This is a genomic window from Pseudidiomarina atlantica (assembly GCF_000753735.1).
Taxonomy (GTDB): domain Bacteria; phylum Pseudomonadota; class Gammaproteobacteria; order Enterobacterales; family Alteromonadaceae; genus Pseudidiomarina; species Pseudidiomarina atlantica.
Window position 1 is genome coordinate 105,690 of record NZ_JPIN01000008.1, and the last position, 18,369, is coordinate 124,058.

Below are 18,369 nucleotides of genomic sequence, written 5' to 3' on the forward strand. Positions count from 1 at the left end.
ACTGGCAAAACTAAAATCAAGGATTGTTTTTTATGTGGTTTCGCAATTTGCGTATTTACACTCTCGCTGATGACTTTACTCTTAACGCCGATTTAGCAACAGCACTCGAAGAGCATGCTTTTCGTCCTTGTGGTCGCAGTGAATTAGCGAGCTTTGGCTGGTATTCGCCGTTTGGCGCACGCAGCGAAGTCCGCTACCACCAAAACGGTAAACAATACCTGTTCTGTGCGCGTAAAGAAGAAAAAGTGTTGCCGGCGAGTGTCGTGAATGCGCAACTAGAAGAACAAATTGAAGCACTCGAAGCGGAACAAGGTCGCAAAGTGGTTGGTAAAGAGAAACAAACCATGAAAGAAGACTTGATTCATCAACTACTTCCTCAGGCATTTACCCGTTTCAAAATGACTTGGGGAATGCTCGATTTGCAGCTTGGTATCGTTGTTGTCGACGCTTCAGCGACTGGTCAAGCCGAGGATTTTCTTGGTTTGCTGCGCAGCAGTTTGGGTTCTTTGCCGGTTAAACCTTGGTTTAGCGAGCAACCTACTGAACTGTACTTCACCGCTTGGCTCAAACAAGGTTCCATTCCCGGTGATTTTGCCTTTGGGGATGAAGCAGAATTGCGCGGCACAGATGAAGATGGTGGCGTGATTCGTTGTAAACGTCACGAGCTGACCAGCCCAGAAATTCTAGCGCACCTCGATCATGGTAAGCAGGTCACCAAACTTGCCCTTGAATGGCAAGAGCGCATCACTATGATGATTGAAGAAGATATGGCGATTAAGCGCTTCAAACCGACGGATGTATTGCTTGACGAACAAGACAAACTGGTTGACGCTACGCCAGAACAAAAAATCGACGCCGACTTTGCATTGTTAGCAGGTGAAATCAGTGCGTTGTTTCCGCAGCTCGTGAATTTATTTGATGCAGAATTAAACGTAGAGTAGCCGCAGATCAAGCGCACATTCTATTTGGAGGCAGCTATGAAAACTTTTTATCTCGGTAGTGCCGCACTAGCGGTACTCACCCTGACCGCCTGCGGGCAACCAGCGCAAAACCAAGCTGAATCGCTCCCCACAACGGAAACAACGGCGCCCGCGCACCAATTACTTGAATCCGCGCAAGGGCGCTTAGATATTTATCAGAGCGTAGACCTGACCGCTGATTTGAGCCAGCTCTCGGAAGATCAGTTACAAATGATTCGTTTGCTGATTGACGCGTCCACTATTATGGATGATTTATTTTGGCAGCAAGCCTATGCTGGTGACCGCGAAGCTCTATTGAACAGCGTCGATGACCCACAAGTAAGGCAGTTCATCGAAATTAATTATGGTCCATGGGACCGCTTAAACAACAACCAAGCTTTCCTGACCGGCTTTGGCGAGAAACCTGCTGGTGCTAACTATTACCCAGCAGATATGAGCAAAGCTGAATTTGAGCAAGCGGAGTTCGCCGGTAAGATCGATTTATATACTTTGGTACGCCGCAACGACGCAGGGGAACTCTACGCAGTCCCCTACAATGAAGCTTACGCAGAGCAACTTACCGCAGCTGCGGAACTGCTGCGTAAAGCGGCAGATTTCGCTGAAAGCGAAAGCTTTGCCAATTATTTGCGACTGCGTGCCGATGCGTTCGAGAGCAACGAGTATCAAGCTTCGGATTTCGCTTGGATGGATATGACCGACAACGCGGTCGATATCGTTATGGGCCCTATCGAAACTTACGAGGACCAGTTGTATGGCTATCGTGCCGGTTTCGAATCTTATGTGTTGATCAAAGATTTAGCCTGGAGTCAGCGGCTCGAAAAATACGCCGAATACTTGCCTGAATTACAACGTGAGCTACCGGTTGCCACCGAGTACAAAACCGAAATGCCAGGCTCTGGAGCACAGCTAAATGCTTACGATGTGGTGTATTACGCAGGGCATTCCAATGCCGGTAGTAAAACCATTGCGATTAACCTACCGAACGATGAGCAAGTACAACTCGAAAAAGGCACACGCCGTCTGCAATTGAAGAATGCAATGCGCGCGAAATTCGATGAGATCTTGCTACCGATTGCCGATGAGCTGATTGTGCCTGAGCAACGCGAGCATATTACCTTTGATGCCTTCTTTGCTAACACCATGTTCCACGAAGTTGCGCATGGTTTAGGTATCAAAAACACCATCGATGGCAGCGGTACCGTGCGCGAAGCCTTAAAAGAGCACGCGTCACCGCTAGAAGAAGGCAAAGCGGACATTTTAGGCCTGTATATGGTCACCCAGTTATTAGAGAAAGGCGTGATCACCGAGGGCGTATTGGAAGATTATTACACCACCTTTTTGGCAGGTATCTTCCGTTCGGTGCGGTTTGGCGCCTCCAGTGCGCACGGCAAAGCCAACATGATTCGCTTCAACTACTTCGCCGATGCGGGTGCCTTTACTCGCAATGAAAATGGCCAGTATGCAGTCGACATGGCCGCCATGCGTAGCGCTATGGCAAGTTTGTCAGAGAAAATTCTGACGCTTCAAGGCGATGGTGATTATGCTGGTGTGGGCGAGCTATTTGAAACCATGGGCAATGTCAGCCCAACTTTGCAAGCTGATCTCGACCGCCTTTCTGACGCAGCGATTCCAGTCGATATCACTTTTAACCAAGGCAAGGATGTGCTTGGTTTGTAAGTCAGGTACTTTGACCGGCGAGGTAAAACTCGCCGGTTAAGCGCCGAAACGCGGTGCTATATCCAGCGCCCTCGTGCACGGTCAATTGCTCAGTGTTCACCTGTTGTGCGGGTTCACGCTGCCACCCTTGCACCATCAACTTAACCGGTTTACGAGCGGTCGTTTTAATCGCCAGGCTATCCACCAAATACCAGCCATTGGCCGCCATTTGCGTTGCTATACGTTGGCTGACGCTTAGCGGCAAAATCCAATAAAAGCGCCCACCAGCGCTTAGATGTGCCGCCGCGCAATGCGCCCATTCCAGTAACTCAGTGGTACCTTGGCGAGCCAACTCACGTGTGGCTGAGGCGCTTGGCAACTGCTGATTAAAATAAGGTGGATTGCATACCACTAGCTCAAACTGCGTAGCTTCACGCCAATCTTGCACATCCGCTTGACGCACTTGAATTCGGTGGGGCCATGGGCTTGCCGCGACATTCTGTTGCGCTTGCAGCACCGCCGCTGGCTCGAGTTCAAGTGCCGTCACCTGTGTCGCCGGCGCGCGCTGAGCTAACATTAACGCCAATAATCCACTGCCAGTACCCAAATCGAGCACATGCGAAACCCCTGTAACCGGCACATAACTCCCCAAAATAAGGCTGTCGGTGCTGACTTTCATCGCACATTGGTCATCTTTGATATAAAATTGACGGCATTGAAAGCCCATAGCGACCCCGACTCTGGCACCAACTTGTAAGTAAGGACTCCAACATGACCCCAGATTGGGATCAACTCGAACTTGACGACGAACTCATTGATGTACTGCTCGCGGCAGAACTCAACAAGCCCGCCAAAGTGCAGCAGGCGGTCATTCCGTTAGCGTTAGCCGGTAAAGATTTACTAGTCAATTCGCCAACAGGAACGGGTAAAACACTGGCATTTTTGCTTCCGGCACTGCAACATCTGCTTGATTTTCCGCGCCATCAACCTGGCCCCGCCCGTGTACTTATTCTGGCGCCAACGCGCGAATTAGCGCAACAGATTGCCGAGCAAGCCGATGCGTTCGAAGAAACTTCCGGACTGCGCACCATTTTGGTTACCGGCGGTGTCAATTATGGCAGCCAACATGCGTTACTGGAACAGCCTCACGATATTTTAGTGGCAACTCCGGGGCGTCTCATCGATTTACTCAACGCACAGCAATACGAGCTCGAGCAAATCGAGTGGCTGATCATTGATGAAGCCGATCGTATGCTTGATATGGGCTTTGCCGAAAGTGTGAAATTGATAGCTGGTTCAGCGATGCATCTGAAACAAAGTCTTTTGTTCTCAGCGACCTTGGAAAGCAGTGGTGTGAAGAAATTTTCCGCAGCTATTCAACGCGAGCCAGAGCAATTAGAGATCCAGCCACCGAAACGTGAAAAAGGCAAGATCGTCCAACGCTGGTATCAAGCTGACAATGCCGAGCACAAATTTAAACTGCTATGCCGATTACTGACCGAATTTACCGGTCGCCGTATCGTGTTTGTGCGCAAACGCGAAAAGGTTGATGAGTTAGCGGGTTTGCTGCGCCAGCAAGAAATTAAAACCATCACCCTGCGTGGCGATATGCCACAAGACGAGCGCCAAAAAATGATCGAGCGCATGGAGCGCTATGCTGACGCCACGCTCATTGCGACGGACGTGGCTGCTCGTGGTATTGATATTGAAGATATTGAGTTGGTCGTCAATTACGACTTACCGCGCCAAGCTGATGTCTACCAGCATCGTATCGGGCGTACGGCCCGCGCCGGTAAAACCGGTGTTGCCGCATCTTTGGTCGAAGCCCACGATGTCGAGTTGCTCGGGCGCATCGAGCGCTACCAAGCGGCAAAACAGGGTAGCAAAATTGAACGCCGCGTTTATGCTGAGCTAAAACCGCAATTTAAGTTTCCTGATGCGCGCAAACGCACCAAGAAAAAGAAAAGTAAAAGCAAGACCAAGAAGAAGTAGATGTTAGTTCTGGTGGCGTCGCAGCTGGCGACGGTGGCGCCACCAAGCAATTGCATAAAAACTGGCTGCGCCGGCAGCATCAGCGGCTAAATCACCCCAACTCGAACTGCGGTAAGGTAACATTTGCTGCACATACTCGATGAGCAAGCCATAACCTGTCAACAGCATCAAAGCCAGCCAAATAGGCACTGGAAAGGCATGATAGAAGGCCCACGCCAAGACAAAAAAGGCGCCAAAGTGAATCACTTTATCAAGGTGTTGAAAACGTGGCAGCTCGCCGCTCGACACCTGGATGAGAAAAATCGTTGTTATAGCGGCAAGTAAGACTAAAAAGAATAACCTTGCCCAATTCTTCGACGTCATGCTGAATCCTTACTCGTTACTGCATCAACCTTTTTTACCGGTTGATAAACGCCAACGTTGCTGTGCCCTTGCTCGTGTAAATACAGCGCCTGTAATTTACTCATGACGCCCTTATCGCAGTAAAGTAGATAGTGCTTGTCTTGATCAAGTTCCGTAAATTGACGCGCCAATTTGAAAAACGGAATATGTAGCACAGTATGCCCTGTGGCTAAGCGTAACGGCTTTGCCTCTTGCTCTTCACTACTGCGAATATCAATTAAAATTTCGTCTTCTTGCGCGGCATCGACAGTACTCACTGGATGCACTTGTTGGTCAGTGGCTGCACCAATGGCTGCCACCTCTTCGACATTTGCCGCCAATACCACTCGCATTGGTAACTCGGGGTCAAGCTTGGCTTCTGCCGCTAACACTTCATCGCGCGGTGCTTTTACATTCGGCTTCACCGAAATTACGCCGCAGTATTCTGGCATACTGCGAGCGATATCGGCAGTCCCAATTTGTTGCGCAAGATTAATAATTTCTTGCTTATCCATGGTAATCAACGGACGCAGCACCAATGCTTCGGTTGCCTCATCAATGAGACGTAAGTTGCTCAAGGTCTGACTGGAGACTTGGCCTAGCGCCTCACCCGTTACCAACGCCTCAACATTTAGTCGCTCGGCCACAATCTGCGCAGCACGTAACATCTGACGTTTAAGCACAACACCCATCAAGCCATTGTCGACATGGGTGAGAATTTCTTCGACAACCGGCGCAAAATCAATACTGACAAACTTTAACGGGTGTGAACTAGCAAAGGTTTCCCACAAATAATAGGCCGTTTGTCGTACCCCTGTTTCATGCCGATCGCCACCTAAATTGAAGAAACAGAAATGAGTCCGTGCGCCACGACGCAACAATTGAAAGCTGGCGACACTCGAATCGAAACCACCAGATAACAAACTGACCACGGTTTCCTGGGTAGGTAATGGAAAGCCACCTAGCCCTGCTTGTTTGTCGCCATAGATGCGCACGATATCGTTATCGACTTCAATTCGCACCTCTACATCGGGCTGTTTCAGCTGTACGCGGCTCGTACCAACCTGCTGCAAAATACCACCACCAATAAAGCGTTCGAGATCTTGCGAACGAAAGCCATGTTGCCCTTTGCGTTTGACCCGAACCGCAAAACTTTGCCCTCGTAAACGCTGCGCCCATAGCTCAAGCACCCTGTTTAAAATGGGGGCGAAATCAGCTTGCTGGCAATCGTTGAGTAACAATTCATGGGAGCGACTGAACCAAGCGATCCCCGGAATTCTTTGTAATTCAGTGCTGATTTGCTCAGCAACTCCGGCGTCAGTCGCATCAGTGCTGACTTCAATTCGGTCCCAACACCATTGTACTTTTAGCGAACTGGCGTCCCCTACGTCTACCCGTTGCAGTACTTTTTTCAGGTTATTTACCAGAACCTTACCGTAACGCTTGCGCACCCCTTTACTTTTGATGGTGATCTCAGCGTGTAATCGAATCACAAATTTCATGTAGTAACTTACTTTTTAACGCGTAAAAACGCGCTAGTATAACCGATTTGACGGTGTTGCGGAATCAAGGTAACTTGTGCCCGTCCATGATAAACAGGTAGCCTTATGAGCGACGTATCTCTCGAACAAGCCATTCAAGATTTAGAGCGTATTGTGGTCGAATTAGAACAAGGTGATTTGCCGCTTGAGCAAGCGCTGGAAAAATTCGAAACCGCAGTCAAATTATCCCGTGTTAGTCAACAAAAACTGCAACAAGCTGAACAGAAGGTAAGCCAGTTGTTACAACAACAAGACGGCGAGACCCTAGCGCCATTTGCTGCTGAAGCTGACAACAACCAAGCGAGCGACGCGTGAGCCTAAAGCAGTTGCTTGAGAGTTATCGGCAGGACATCAATCAAGTGCTCGAGCAACAGCTTGAGCAACGTGTCAGTGCTGCTGTTCAGCTGCAGGCCGCTATGCGCTATGCGTTGGTGCTAGGCGGCAAACGCGTGCGACCTTTTTTGTCGCACAGCGTCGGTGAAATATGTGGCGCCGACCGTGCGACATTAGATGTCGCAGCAGCTGCGGTTGAATGCATTCACGCTTATTCGCTGATCCATGACGATTTACCCGCGATGGATGATGACGACTTACGCCGAGGGCAACCTACTTGCCATCGCGCGTTTGACGAAGCAACCGCGATTTTGGCTGGCGATGCGTTGCAAACCCTCGCCTTTGAGTTGCTCAGCGAACAATCACTTGCGGTGCCTAGTGAACGCCAATTAAAAATGCTGGCGGTACTCAGTCGGGCCAGTGGCAGCCGTGGCATGTGTGGTGGCCAGGCGCTCGATTTGGCCGCGACCAATCAGCAGTTGAGCGAACCGCAGCTAGAACAGGTTCATAACCTAAAAACCGGTGCCTTGATTACCGCAGCAGTGCAGCTGGGCGTGCTCGCTGGCAGTGAAGAAGCACAAGCTTACTACGCTGATTTCACCGCTTTCGCCACCTTGCTTGGGCTCGCCTTTCAAGTTCAAGACGATATTTTAGATGTCGTGAGTTCGACAGAAACACTCGGAAAAACAAACGGTAAGGATGAGGCCGCCAACAAAAGTACCTACGTTACCTTGTTAGGTCTGGAGGCTGCGCAAGTAAAGCTTCAGCAATTGCATCAGAAAGCGCTTCAAGCGTTGCAGAGAATCCCCTACAATACAACGATACTAGAGCAATTTGCAGAACAGTTGTTGAAACGGGATCATTAAGCGCATGACATCACCTTCTGGTTCAACGCACGGGCAGTATCCGTTGCTAGACACCATCGACAATCCGGCCGACCTTCGCATCTTAAACGAGCGCCAACTACCGCAGTTGTGCGCCGAGGTGCGCGAATTCCTATTGAATTCAGTGAGCCAAAGTAGTGGGCATTTGGCCTCTGGTTTGGGCACGGTTGAGCTGACCGTAGCGCTGCATTACGTTTATGCTACTCCCCATGACCAACTGGTTTGGGATGTTGGTCACCAAGCATACCCACATAAAATTCTTACCGGTCGCAAACAACAACTACATACGATTCGCCAGAAGGATGGTTTGCATCCGTTTCCATGGCGCCCAGAAAGCGAATATGACACCCTAAGTGTCGGCCACTCGAGCACGTCGATTAGTGCCGCTTTAGGCATGGCGATTGCAGCTGAGCGCGAGCGCACTGAGCAAAAAGTTGTGGCTATCATTGGTGATGGCGCATTGACTGCCGGTATGGCGTTTGAGGCGATGAACCACGCGGGTGACATCAAACCCAACATGTTGGTGATCTTAAACGATAACGACATGTCGATTTCCGAGAACGTCGGTGCTTTGAACAACCATTTGGCACGCGTACTCTCGGGCCGCTTTTATACCTCGATTCGCGAAGGTGGCAAGAAGCTTTTGCAAGGCATGCCGGGCATCCAACACCTCGCCAGTCGTGCCGAAGAACACATGAAAGGCATGGTCGCCCCTGGTACTATTTTCGAAGAACTTGGGTTTAACTATATTGGTCCTATTGACGGCCACGACGTCAACCTGCTGGTGAGCACTTTGCGTAATATGCGCACTATGAAAGGACCACAATTCTTACATGTAGTGACCCGCAAAGGAAAAGGCTACGCCCCCGCCGAAAACGACCCTATTGGCTATCACGGGGTTCCTAAATTCGACCCTGCGATCACTTCGTTGCCGAGTAAAAAGCCAAAAACACCGTCTTACTCGAAGGTGTTTGGTGATTGGCTATGTGAAATGGCTGAGCGAGACCCCAAATTAATGGCGGTCACGCCAGCGATGCGTGAAGGCTCTGGCATGGTAGAGTTTTCCCAGCGCTACCCACAGCAGTACTTTGATGTTGCCATTGCCGAGCAACATGCGGTTACTTTTGGTGCGGGTCTTGCCATCGGTGGCTATCATCCGGTGGTGGCGATTTACTCGACTTTCCTTCAGCGCGGCTACGATCAACTCATTCATGACGTAGCGTTACAGAATCTGCCAGTATTATTCGCTATTGACCGCGCTGGTATTGTCGGGGCCGACGGCCCAACGCATCAAGGTGCGTTTGATTTATCTTACTTACGTTGTATTCCGAACCTCGTGGTGATGGCGCCAAGTGATGAAAACGAGTGTCGGAATATGCTCTATACCGGTCACTTGTTGTCACAACCTGCAGCTGTGCGCTATCCGCGTGGCAATGGCGTAGGTGTTGCTATTGATGCGCAATTACAACAGTTGGAAATCGGTAAAGGCCGAGTGATGCGCGACGGTAGCCGCAAGGTCGCGATTCTAAGTTTTGGCACCGCGTTACACGATGTGATGCCATGTGCTGAAGCCCTCGATGCCACAGTTGCCGACATGCGTTTTGTAAAACCATTGGATACCGACCTCATCGCTGCATTGGCGCGTGATCATGAACTCTTGGTAACCGTTGAAGATAACGTGGTCGGTGGTGGTGCCGGCAGTGCGGTGTTGGAACAATTGCAAGAGCAGCAACTATTAGTACCTGTGCTTTGCTTAGGACTACCGGACAGCTTTATCAAGCATGGCAGTCAAGAAGAGATCCGCAGCGAGCTGAAGCTTGATGCGGCAGGCTTAGAGGAACGCATTCGCGAGCGCATGGCCCGCATGTAATACCAGTGCGCTGGCGACCCCGGCAAGTAGGTCGTCAGCCATTATCCCCAGACCACCATGCAAGTTTTTATCACACCAGCCAATAATACTTGGCTTCATAATGTCGAAGTAGCGAAACAGCACGAACGCAGCGATTAGATTAAACCAAGTCGGCGGTAACCATGCCATTGCCAGCAAATAGCCGGCAATCTCGTCCCAAACAATCGCAGGATGATCGTGTACGCCCAGCCGATCGGCGGTCATTTGACACAACCAAATACCTACTAAACCAGCCGCGAGTGCCACCAGCACATAAACGTGCGCACCCAGTAGTTGTAGCAATAAGCATAAAGGCACGGCAACAAGGGTGCCGAAAGTACCTGGTGCTTTTGGTGCAAGACCACTGCCAAAACCCAGCGACAATAAGTGAATTGGATTTTTCAGTAGCGTGGGGCTGACTTTAGGCGGTGCGGAAGTGTTCATAGCCGTGTTGCTCGAGTTGCCCCTGCCACCGTTCACCATCGTGCTCGAGTCGTATTTTGTGTGGCTCATTGGTCAGTCGACCGATACAGGTCGGTTTCGCGGGATGACGTGACATTAAAGTATCAAAAACGCCACGTTTACTTTCTGGCACGGTAAAACAAAGTTCATAATCGTCGCCACTGGTGAGGGCGAACTGAATGGCCTGCTCTTCGTTCACCGACTCGGTCAATGCCATGCTGAGTGGTAATTCATCGACTGCAAGACGAGCCCCAACATTCGATGCCTTTAAGATATGGCGTAAATCGGCCAGTAAACCATCAGACACGTCAATAGCGCTCGAGGCAATATCTCGTAAGCTTTGGCCTATCGCGACCCGCGGCGTCGGAAAATACAACCGCTCTAGCACGCGGCGATAATGCGCATCGCTTATTTGTACCCGCTGCTGTTGAGCAGCCAGTGCCAGACCGGCATCGCCAAGAGTTCCAGTCACGTAAATCCAATCACCTGGTTTTGCTTGATCACGGCGTAACGCGTGATCAGCAGGAACAAAGCCATGCGCTGTTACGGTTACACTTAAGGGCCCTTTAGTCGTATCACCGCCAATCAACTGACAGTCATAATACTCGCAAATTTCACGTAGGCCGTGGCTAAAGCCATTCAGCCATTCTTCGTCGACCTTGGGCAGCGTCAGTGCGAGCGACAGCCATGCAGGCTCTGCCCCCATTGCGGCAAGATCACTTAAATTGACTGCGGCAATTTTATGACCAATTGCGCGGGCTGGTGTTTGCTGGTCAAAGTGCACATCAGCGACCATGGTATCGGTCGCTATCACTAGTTGTGAGTTTTCTGCGGGCGTGAGAATAGCAGCGTCATCTCCGATGCCCAGCACCACGTCATCGCGGCTTGGCCAACGATGGGTGAAATAATTGGCAATCAGATCAAATTCGCCGCTATCACTCATAGAAGTTTTTAAGCTCGGGCTGGACGTAAGCTATCAATAGCTTTATCGAGCACACCATTAACAAATCGGTGGCTTTCATCGGCACCGAACGACTTGGCTAACTCAATCGCTTCATTAATTGCTACTTTATAAGGTACGTCGAGACGATCGCGTAATTCGTAGGCCGCCAAGCGTAACACCGCACGTTCGACTTGGTCGAGTTCGGCCATCGGACGATCGACAAACGGCGACAATGCGTCATCAAGATTTTTAGCTTGCCCAGCAACGCCGCGCACAAGCGCCATGAAATACTCGGCATCAAATTTGCTGGTGTCATTGTCGGTCAAAAACTGAGCTTCGATATCGCTCATGCTGTTTTCGCTCAGTTGCCACGAGTAGATGGCTTGAACTGCTAACTTCCGCGCTTTTCGGCGTGCAGCTGGTTTCATTACGTTTACTTCCTCTTAAAGCTGCTCAAGTACATTGACCATTTCCAAAGCGCTTAAAGCTGCTTCTGCACCTTTATTGCCAGCTTTGGTACCACTGCGCTCAATTGCTTGTTCAATAGTGTCGGTGGTCAGTACACCGTTGGCGACTGGCACTTCAAATTCGTGCATCACACGGCTCAAACCGCTGTTGCATTCACCTGCGACAAAGTCAAAATGTGGCGTACCGCCACGAATCACTGCGCCTACCGCGATAATGGCATCAAAGTCGCCAGATTTGGCTAATTTACGCACTGCCAACGGCATTTCATAAGCCCCAGGCACACGTACAACGGTAATGTCGTCAGCACTGACTTGACCGTAATGTTTTAGCGCATTAACCGCGCCGTCCAACAAGCTATCCACCACAAAGTGGTTAAACCGCGAAACGACAATGGCAAACTTTTTGCCAGGAGCAGCAATGCCAGCTTCAATTAGGTTCATGGTTGTATCCTTATCAAGAAATCGGCGCGATAATAGCACAAATTTTGCAATCAAGCATGCTGCGGATTTTTACCGACCGCGTGCGCAACTGCCTGCTTGACACGCTGCAACTCAGCATCAATATCGCCGGTGATCATCATCGCAGGGCAGATATCGATCACTTTGCGGGAAAAGTCCATTGCCACCGGTACGACTGGGATTTGCGCAGCTTTGGCCATATGCAAGAAGCCTTTCTTCCATTCCGTCACGCGAGTACGCGTACCTTCCGGCGCCAGCGCAAGAATGAGTTCATGGCGCTGTTGAAACTGTTCCACCATCTGTCCGACCACACCTTGCGCCGCGCGCCGATCAACCGGAATACCGCCAAGCCAGCGCAACAACTGATTGACAGGAAAACGAAAAATGGTGTGTTTACCTAAATAAGAGAGCTTTAAGCCAAGTGCTAGCATCACAAACACTCCGACAAAAAAGTCCCAATTCGAAGTATGGGGTGCGACTGGAATAATGGCTTGCCGCGTATCCGGCAACTGACCTTCAACTTTCCAACCGCCCAGTAAACGCATGCCGACGCGACCTACCCACCGACTGAAACGATTACCTCGAGTCGGTAATGGTGCACGCAGGTGCTCTGGGATAACCGATGGCTGCTTGGTCACAGGCGTTATCTCGTTAATATTAAGATGCAGCTGTCAATGCTTCGCGTAATTGCTCAAGCTTCAGCTTTACCCGACGAATGTTATCCGGGCCCATGCGCAGCATTTGTTTTTGCGCATCTGGTAAGGCTTCTAACGCTGGGTCCGCATAGCGATACATAACGGTTTCATCACTCAACTCAATCACGGTACCTACTGACGGTGTTGCATTGAGCACTTCGATAGCATCAAGAATCACGGTTTTTGGATCGGTATCAGGATAGCCTATTTCAGCTAGCGCCTCGCGCACCAAAGGTTCGTAATCATTCATTAGGGTCAGCATTACCTCAGTGTCAAAGCTGACAAACCAATCCACTATACTGTTGTAGCGGTCATAAGAGCGCGGGTCGATATAAATTTTGCCATCTTGCTCTAAGGCGCGAAATTTCGTTTGTGGACCTTCGATTAAAGCAGCATCGCGCACCACTACACCGTTACGCAGATTATCAACAAAGACCACCGCATCGCGAATCAGTTGTTCGCTGCGTAACGGCTCAATCGATTGCTCTTCGGCTTCAATGCGCGAAAGAATTTCTTCGCTGCTCTCGTTTAAGCTTGGTAACTCAATTTCTGGTTCAACTTCAGCCACTTCAGGTTCAGCTACGGTAGGCGTTTCAGGTATTTCAGGCTCACCTAACTCGACTGTTTCAGCTGGCTCTTCAACTAAACCGTTGTCTTCTTCATCATCAGTCGCAGTTGCAGGAGCAGCAATTTCTTGCACAGGTTGCGGCTGCTCAGGGCTATCGTCGCGCGTCACAAACCAAATAAGTACGCCAGCCAACAGAATGACCAACAACAGCGGAATGAGTACATTGCCGCGTTGCTGTGGCACAGACGGTTGTTGGGTGTTAAGTAAACTCATTTGGTTCTCCTTCAACAAAAACACGCTTACTGGTCGCGCTCTGCGCGCAAAAACACGAGTTCGTGTGCTGACGATTGTTCTGGACTAAAACGGTAGCCATTACTGTTGAACTGTTTTAAACCAGCAACATCTTGCACCCGCTCATTCATAATGTAGCGCGCCATTGCGCCACGTGCTTTCTTAGCCCAGAAACTAATGACTTTGTATTCGCCGTTCTTCTCATCTTTAAAAACTGGGGTAATCACCTGAGCTTTCAAATCTCGCGGCTCTACGCTTGAGAAGTACTCGTTAGAAGCCAAATTGACCAAGACATCACTGTCAATTGCAGCTAAATCTTCATTCAGTTGGTCGGTAATGACGTTACCCCAGAACTCATAAAGATTCTTGCCGCGTGCGGTATCCAGCTTGGTTCCCATCTCTAAACGATAGGGCTGCATCAAATCTAAGGGCCGTAATACTCCATATAGACCCGATAAGATGCGCAAATGTTCCTGCGCAAACGCAATTGTTTCAGCAGACATTTTTTCTGCCTGTAAACCGCTATAGACATCGCCATCAAAGGCAAACACTGCCGGGCGGGCGTTTTCTGGAGAAAATGGCTGATGCCATTCAGCAAAACGAGCGGCATTCAAACCCGCCAACTTGTCGCTGATCTTCATCAACGAACTCAGGTCTTGAGGCGTTAATGACTGGCAACGATCGACCAGTTCTTGTGCATATTCAAGCAACCGCGGCTGTGAATACTGGTCGGTCGGTAAGGTGCTTTCGTAGTCCAAGTTCTTCGCTGGTGATAGTACAACAAGCATCATCCTGTCTCCGTTGTTCGCCTTACAGCGGATGGGTTACCGCCGATGCCCTATGGCATCGGCTCCAGATCTTCACCTTCTTTCTCGATTTCCGGTGGCATCAAGTCTTCACGACTCACGCCCAGTGCCAATGCTAATGAGCTAGCAATGTAAATCGATGAATAGGTACCAATGAGCACACCAAACAGTAACGCAGTCGCAAAACCATGAATCAATGCGCCACCAAGGAAGAATAATGCCAACAACACTAACACTGTGGTTAATGAGGTGATAACCGTGCGGCTCATGGTATCGGTAACCGCGCCATTAATGGTCTCTTCCGACGTGCTATTGCGGTACTTACGGAAGTTTTCGCGAATCCGATCGCAGACCACCACGGTATCGTTTATCGAGTAACCTATCACCGCTAATAGGGCTGCCAAAACCGTCAGGTCAAACTCGAGGCCAAGGAACGAGAATAGACCGAGGGTAATGATGACATCGTGCGCTAGGGCACCCACCGCGCCCAGGGCTAAGCGCCATTCGAAGCGGAACGAGATATAAACGAGGATACAGATAAGCGCGGTTAAAATTGCAAGGCCGCCCTGTTCTGTCAACTGATCACCTACGTTCGGACCGACGAACTCGATACGACGCATGACCACTGATTCTTCGGTTTCGGCTTGTAACAGCGCAAGAATATTATCACCCACTTGTTGCGCTTTTTCACCTTCTTGCGCTTCAAGACGAATAAGGACGTCTTGCTGGGTACCGAAATTCTGCACTACAGCACCACCAAAACCGTTACTATCCAGCGTCTCACGGATTGAGCTTAAGTCAGCTTCTCGCTCATAGCCGACTTCGATGACTGTACCGCCGGTAAAGTCGAGACCCCAGTTCAACTGATTCACCGCCAACGAAACAATCGATGCGATAATCAATAGACCACTGATAATCCACGCTCCCAATCGGAAGCGCATAAATGGAATGGTTTTATCCGTTTTTATTAACTCGTGCATGTGGCCTCCTAAACCGACAACTTCTCAATGCGTTTACCACCCCAGATCGCATTGATCACAGCGCGGGTGCCGACAATTGCAGTAAACATTGAGGTCACAATACCAATCGCAAGCGTAACGGCGAAGCCTTTGACTGGACCGGTACCGACTGCGAACAAAATAATTGCCACAATTAAAGTCGTGATGTTGGCATCGGCAATCGTTGACAAAGCACTATCATAACCATGATGGATTGCCTGCTGCGGACTGCGTTTCGCTTTGATTTCTTCGCGGATCCGCTCAAATATGAGTACGTTGGCGTCAACCGCCATACCAACGGTTAGAACGATACCGGCCATACCTGGTAAAGTCAGTGTAGCGCCCGGAATCATTGACATAACACCAACGATAAGCACTAAGTTTGAGGCTAGAGCGAGGTTAGCGACCAAACCAAACTTTTTGTAGTACATCACCATAAACGCCAACACCAGCACAAAGCCCCAAATGATGGCTTGCATACCCATGTTGATGTTTTCTTGGCCTAGGCTTGGACCGACAGTACGTTCTTCAACTATTTGAATCGGCGCAATCAAAGCACCAGCGCGTAATAACAACGCTAGGTTTTGTGCTTCTTGCACCGAATCTAGACCGGTGATGCGGAAGTTGCTACCTAATCGCGTTTGAATGTTAGCAACGTTAATGACTTCTTCCTGACGTTCGAAAACGATATTACCTTCTTGGTCACGATCGCCGGTCGCTTTAAACTCGATAAACAAGGTGGCCATCGGCTTACCCACGTTATCGCGCGTCGCCAATGACATTTTGTCACCGCCAACACCGTCCAGTGAAATGTTTACCTGAGGTCGTTGATTTTCATCGAAACCAGAACTCGCATTGACAATGTGGTCACCGGTCAAGATTACGTCTTCTTTAAGCAACACATTGCCGCCCGAGCGATTCGGATATAACTCTGAACCAAAAGGCACACGACCCATTTCCGCATCACGGACACTGTTCTCATCGTCAACCATGCGGAATTCCAGCGTCGCGGTTGCGCCAAGAATCTCTTTAGCACGCGCCGTGTCTTGCACGCCAGGTAACTGCACGACGATACGGTCAGCCCCTTGACGTTGCACCAACGGCTCCGCAACACCTAGTTCGTTCACACGGTTACGCAAGATAGTGACGTTTTGCGAGATGGCGTAATCTTGCGTTTCGGCAAGCTTAGTTTCAGTCATTCGCAACGTGATTTCTTGCGTCGTGTCATTATCGCTCAGCGTGTAACCTTCGTATTTGCCGTCCAAATAGCGCAACGCAGCCTGAAAATCTTCGGCTGAACGCAAGGTAACCGACACACCATTACCATCACGCTCAACCCGGGTATAACGAATCCGCTCTTCGCGCAAATCGGTGCGAATGGTATCGCGCATTTGACCGAGAATTTTGCGCATGGCCTCGTTCATGTCGACTTCCATTAAGAAATGCACGCCACCACGCAAATCGAGACCGAGCTTCATTGGTGTAGCGCCGAGTGCATCAAGCCACTCAGGTGTAGCCGGCGCTAAGTTCAGCGCGACCACATAGTCGCTGCCTAACTCGCGCAATATCGCTTCACGCGCACGCAACTGTTCAGCATCTGACGACAACCGCACCAACAGCTGGCCCTCTTCCAGCGTTAACGCTTTCGGGGTGATTTGCAATTCACTCAATGTATCTTCAACACGCCCCATGACTTGGGTATCAACCGTTGTCGTGCGCGTTGCTGAAACCTGAACTGCAAAATCTTCACCGTAAATATTTGGTAGAGCATACAGTGCGGCGACCGCCAAAATGACGACCACCATCAGGTTTTTCCAGAGCGGATATTTGTTTAACACGTTAAATCCTTAATCTCACTTACAGAGATTTCATGGTACCTTTTGGCAGCACCGCTGTTACCGCCGCTTTCTGTACTGTTACTTCAACGCCTTCAGCCAGCGCAATCGCCATGAAGTCTTTGTCTTCACTGATTTTAGTGATACGGCCTACCATGCCACCGTTCATCAGCACTTCATCACCTTTACTGATACCAGCAATCAATTCTTTATGTTGCTTCACACGTTTGGCTTGTGGACGGTAAATCATGAAGTAAAAAATCAAACCGAACATGACCAGCATGAAAATCAATTCCATACCGCCGCCTTGTTGCGCTGCGCCGTCTTGTGCGTATGCTGTGCCGATTAAAAAGTCCATAGTACCCTCTAAATTTATGTTAGTTAGAATAGGAGTGAGATGGGGTTATAACTCAAGTTCACAAGCCCTCCCACGTTATTTTTAGAAAAATTGTCCCGCATTCTAACGAATTTAACCGCTAATGGGGAGTGATCTTGTCATTCGATCACTAGGCATCTGTAACAATCCATGCCAAACTGACTTTTTACGGTCATTCACGCGACTTGCACATGGAATTGTTTTTTTATTGGTTTGATCATCTCGGTGTTGCCGTCTTTGCAATTTCCGGAACCCTTCTGGCGTTCCGCAAAAACATGGATGGTTTTGGTGTCATCGTGCTCGCCTCGGTGACCGCCATCGGCGGTGGTACCACTCGCGATCTCATTCTTGATCTCCCAGTATTCTGGGCGCATGACCCAACCTACCTTTACACTATCGCGGTTGCAGCCGTCGGCACTATTATCTGGTTACGTTTTCGCGACTATATTCACCAAAAAACGCTCGCCATTGCCGATGCTATCGGGCTTGCTTTCTTTACCGTGATGGGCGCTCAGAAGGCTTTAGAAGCAGGTTTTCCACCCTTGATATGTGTGGTGATGGGTACCATTACCGCTTGCTTTGGCGGTATGCTGCGTGATGTCTTGGCTCGGGATGTGCCAATGGTCCTCAAAGGCGAGCTTTATGCGACAACTTGTCTTGTTGGCGCCAGCGTCTATGTTTTTATCGCCCCCTACAACGCTTTGTTGGCCTTGTTGGTGGGCGGCTTCGTCACCTTGTTATTACGTTTAGGTGCGATTCGTTGGCAATGGCATCTCCCAGTGTTTCACGAACACGGCGACTCGCGCTAACTTGC

General features: G+C 49.9%; 20 protein-coding genes. 7 read left to right on the forward strand and 13 right to left on the reverse strand.

The features are described 5' to 3' along the window. Positions 1-32 precede the first annotated feature (32 nt). Together rdgC and IDAT_RS08840 are read left to right on the forward strand one after the other, a co-directional pair. The gene (rdgC, locus tag IDAT_RS08835) at positions 33-941 is read left to right on the forward strand and encodes a recombination-associated protein RdgC (protein ID WP_034732926.1); all 909 of its coding nucleotides are present in this window, start codon (positions 33-35) and stop codon (positions 939-941) included. A gap of 36 nt (positions 942-977) precedes the next feature. Further along, positions 978-2,657, forward strand: a complete 1,680-nt coding sequence (locus IDAT_RS08840) for a dipeptidyl-peptidase 3 family protein (protein ID WP_034732928.1) — start codon at positions 978-980, stop codon at positions 2,655-2,657. A 1-nt stretch (position 2,658) separates the two neighbouring features. On the opposite strand, the gene IDAT_RS08845 is transcribed toward IDAT_RS08840, so the two are convergent. After that, a complete protein-coding gene (locus IDAT_RS08845) occupies positions 2,659-3,363 on the reverse strand; it encodes a tRNA1(Val) (adenine(37)-N6)-methyltransferase (RefSeq protein ID WP_034732930.1) in 705 nt (234 codons plus the stop codon). Positions 3,364-3,407: 44 nt separating this feature from the next. Here IDAT_RS08845 and srmB point away from each other — a divergent pair, with 44 nt between their 5' ends. Then, the gene (srmB, locus tag IDAT_RS08850; protein ID WP_034732933.1) at positions 3,408-4,628 is read left to right on the forward strand and encodes an ATP-dependent RNA helicase SrmB; all 1,221 of its coding nucleotides are present in this window, start codon (positions 3,408-3,410) and stop codon (positions 4,626-4,628) included. 3 nt (positions 4,629-4,631) lie between these two features. Here the strand turns inward: srmB and IDAT_RS08855 are convergent, their stop codons facing one another. Together IDAT_RS08855 and thiI are read right to left on the reverse strand one after the other, a co-directional pair. Next, the gene (locus IDAT_RS08855; RefSeq protein WP_034732936.1) at positions 4,632-4,991 is read right to left on the reverse strand and encodes a VanZ family protein; all 360 of its coding nucleotides are present in this window, start codon (positions 4,989-4,991) and stop codon (positions 4,632-4,634) included. Next, complete coding sequence (thiI, locus tag IDAT_RS08860) at positions 4,988-6,511, reverse strand: tRNA uracil 4-sulfurtransferase ThiI (RefSeq protein ID WP_051986674.1); 1,524 nt, start codon at positions 6,509-6,511, stop codon at positions 4,988-4,990. The genes IDAT_RS08855 and thiI overlap by 4 nt, the downstream gene beginning before the upstream one ends. A 105-nt stretch (positions 6,512-6,616) precedes the next feature. On the opposite strand from thiI, the gene xseB reads away from it, so the two are divergent. From xseB to dxs, 3 genes are read left to right on the forward strand one after another with little or no spacing between them, the layout of a single operon-like run. After that, positions 6,617-6,865, forward strand: coding sequence for an exodeoxyribonuclease VII small subunit (gene xseB / locus IDAT_RS08865; protein WP_034732938.1), 249 nt, complete (start codon positions 6,617-6,619; stop codon positions 6,863-6,865). Positions 6,866-6,876: 11 nt separating this feature from the next. After that, complete coding sequence (ispA, locus tag IDAT_RS08870) at positions 6,877-7,749, forward strand: (2E,6E)-farnesyl diphosphate synthase (protein WP_211250596.1); 873 nt, start codon at positions 6,877-6,879, stop codon at positions 7,747-7,749. Positions 7,750-7,753: 4 nt separating this feature from the next. Further along, the gene (gene dxs, locus IDAT_RS08875) at positions 7,754-9,637 is read left to right on the forward strand and encodes a 1-deoxy-D-xylulose-5-phosphate synthase (RefSeq protein ID WP_034732942.1); all 1,884 of its coding nucleotides are present in this window, start codon (positions 7,754-7,756) and stop codon (positions 9,635-9,637) included. On the opposite strand, the gene IDAT_RS08880 is transcribed toward dxs, so the two are convergent. The 10 genes from IDAT_RS08880 to yajC are packed head-to-tail and all read right to left on the reverse strand — an operon-like array spanning position 9,599 to position 17,537. Further along, positions 9,599-10,099 (reverse strand): phosphatidylglycerophosphatase A family protein, encoded by a 501-nt coding sequence (locus IDAT_RS08880; protein WP_051986675.1) that lies wholly within the window; start codon positions 10,097-10,099, stop codon positions 9,599-9,601. The genes dxs and IDAT_RS08880 overlap by 39 nt on opposite strands. Further along, complete coding sequence (gene thiL / locus IDAT_RS08885) at positions 10,077-11,060, reverse strand: thiamine-phosphate kinase (RefSeq protein ID WP_034732944.1); 984 nt, start codon at positions 11,058-11,060, stop codon at positions 10,077-10,079. The genes IDAT_RS08880 and thiL overlap by 23 nt, the downstream gene beginning before the upstream one ends. An 8-nt stretch (positions 11,061-11,068) precedes the next feature. Further along, positions 11,069-11,488 (reverse strand): transcription antitermination factor NusB, encoded by a 420-nt coding sequence (gene nusB, locus IDAT_RS08890; protein WP_034732946.1) that lies wholly within the window; start codon positions 11,486-11,488, stop codon positions 11,069-11,071. A 15-nt stretch (positions 11,489-11,503) separates the two neighbouring features. Beyond that, positions 11,504-11,968, reverse strand: a complete 465-nt coding sequence (ribH, locus tag IDAT_RS08895) for a 6,7-dimethyl-8-ribityllumazine synthase (protein ID WP_034732949.1) — start codon at positions 11,966-11,968, stop codon at positions 11,504-11,506. 50 nt (positions 11,969-12,018) lie between these two features. Beyond that, entirely contained in the window at positions 12,019-12,624 is a 606-nt protein-coding gene (locus IDAT_RS08900; protein ID WP_034732951.1) for a lysophospholipid acyltransferase family protein, read from the reverse strand. A 19-nt stretch (positions 12,625-12,643) separates the two neighbouring features. Beyond that, on the reverse strand, positions 12,644-13,522 hold the full coding sequence (locus tag IDAT_RS08905) for a DUF3014 domain-containing protein (protein WP_051986676.1): 879 nt from the start codon (positions 13,520-13,522) through the stop codon (positions 12,644-12,646). Positions 13,523-13,548: 26 nt separating this feature from the next. Then, on the reverse strand, positions 13,549-14,331 hold the full coding sequence (gene yaaA, locus IDAT_RS08910) for a peroxide stress protein YaaA (protein WP_425277395.1): 783 nt from the start codon (positions 14,329-14,331) through the stop codon (positions 13,549-13,551). Positions 14,332-14,378: 47 nt separating this feature from the next. Next, positions 14,379-15,326, reverse strand: coding sequence for a protein translocase subunit SecF (gene secF, locus IDAT_RS08915; protein WP_034732953.1), 948 nt, complete (start codon positions 15,324-15,326; stop codon positions 14,379-14,381). 8 nt (positions 15,327-15,334) lie between these two features. Further along, the gene (gene secD / locus IDAT_RS08920; RefSeq protein ID WP_034732956.1) at positions 15,335-17,182 is read right to left on the reverse strand and encodes a protein translocase subunit SecD; all 1,848 of its coding nucleotides are present in this window, start codon (positions 17,180-17,182) and stop codon (positions 15,335-15,337) included. 19 nt (positions 17,183-17,201) lie between these two features. After that, on the reverse strand, positions 17,202-17,537 hold the full coding sequence (yajC, locus tag IDAT_RS08925; protein WP_034732958.1) for a preprotein translocase subunit YajC: 336 nt from the start codon (positions 17,535-17,537) through the stop codon (positions 17,202-17,204). A 209-nt stretch (positions 17,538-17,746) separates the two neighbouring features. On the opposite strand from yajC, the gene IDAT_RS08930 reads away from it, so the two are divergent. Beyond that, positions 17,747-18,364, forward strand: coding sequence for a trimeric intracellular cation channel family protein (locus tag IDAT_RS08930; RefSeq protein WP_034732959.1), 618 nt, complete (start codon positions 17,747-17,749; stop codon positions 18,362-18,364). Positions 18,365-18,369 lie beyond the last annotated feature (5 nt).

What these genes read in the sequence shown, in the direction of transcription:
- rdgC (WP_034732926.1), top strand. Translation starts at nt 33, where the DNA reads ATGTGGTTTCGCAATTTGCGTATTTACACTCTCGCTGATGACTTTACT.
- IDAT_RS08840 (WP_034732928.1), top strand. Translation starts at nt 978, where the DNA reads ATGAAAACTTTTTATCTCGGTAGTGCCGCACTAGCGGTACTCACCCTG.
- IDAT_RS08845 (WP_034732930.1), bottom strand. Translation starts at nt 3,363, where the DNA reads ATGGGCTTTCAATGCCGTCAATTTTATATCAAAGATGACCAATGTGCG.
- srmB (WP_034732933.1), top strand. Translation starts at nt 3,408, where the DNA reads ATGACCCCAGATTGGGATCAACTCGAACTTGACGACGAACTCATTGAT.
- IDAT_RS08855 (WP_034732936.1), bottom strand. Translation starts at nt 4,991, where the DNA reads ATGACGTCGAAGAATTGGGCAAGGTTATTCTTTTTAGTCTTACTTGCC.
- thiI (WP_051986674.1), bottom strand. Translation starts at nt 6,511, where the DNA reads ATGAAATTTGTGATTCGATTACACGCTGAGATCACCATCAAAAGTAAA.
- xseB (WP_034732938.1), top strand. Translation starts at nt 6,617, where the DNA reads ATGAGCGACGTATCTCTCGAACAAGCCATTCAAGATTTAGAGCGTATT.
- dxs (WP_034732942.1), top strand. Translation starts at nt 7,754, where the DNA reads ATGACATCACCTTCTGGTTCAACGCACGGGCAGTATCCGTTGCTAGAC.
- IDAT_RS08880 (WP_051986675.1), bottom strand. Translation starts at nt 10,099, where the DNA reads ATGAACACTTCCGCACCGCCTAAAGTCAGCCCCACGCTACTGAAAAAT.
- thiL (WP_034732944.1), bottom strand. Translation starts at nt 11,060, where the DNA reads ATGAGTGATAGCGGCGAATTTGATCTGATTGCCAATTATTTCACCCAT.
- nusB (WP_034732946.1), bottom strand. Translation starts at nt 11,488, where the DNA reads ATGAAACCAGCTGCACGCCGAAAAGCGCGGAAGTTAGCAGTTCAAGCC.
- ribH (WP_034732949.1), bottom strand. Translation starts at nt 11,968, where the DNA reads ATGAACCTAATTGAAGCTGGCATTGCTGCTCCTGGCAAAAAGTTTGCC.
- IDAT_RS08905 (WP_051986676.1), bottom strand. Translation starts at nt 13,522, where the DNA reads ATGAGTTTACTTAACACCCAACAACCGTCTGTGCCACAGCAACGCGGC.
- yaaA (WP_425277395.1), bottom strand. Translation starts at nt 14,331, where the DNA reads ATGATGCTTGTTGTACTATCACCAGCGAAGAACTTGGACTACGAAAGC.
- secF (WP_034732953.1), bottom strand. Translation starts at nt 15,326, where the DNA reads ATGCACGAGTTAATAAAAACGGATAAAACCATTCCATTTATGCGCTTC.
- yajC (WP_034732958.1), bottom strand. Translation starts at nt 17,537, where the DNA reads ATGGACTTTTTAATCGGCACAGCATACGCACAAGACGGCGCAGCGCAA.
- IDAT_RS08930 (WP_034732959.1), top strand. Translation starts at nt 17,747, where the DNA reads ATGGAATTGTTTTTTTATTGGTTTGATCATCTCGGTGTTGCCGTCTTT.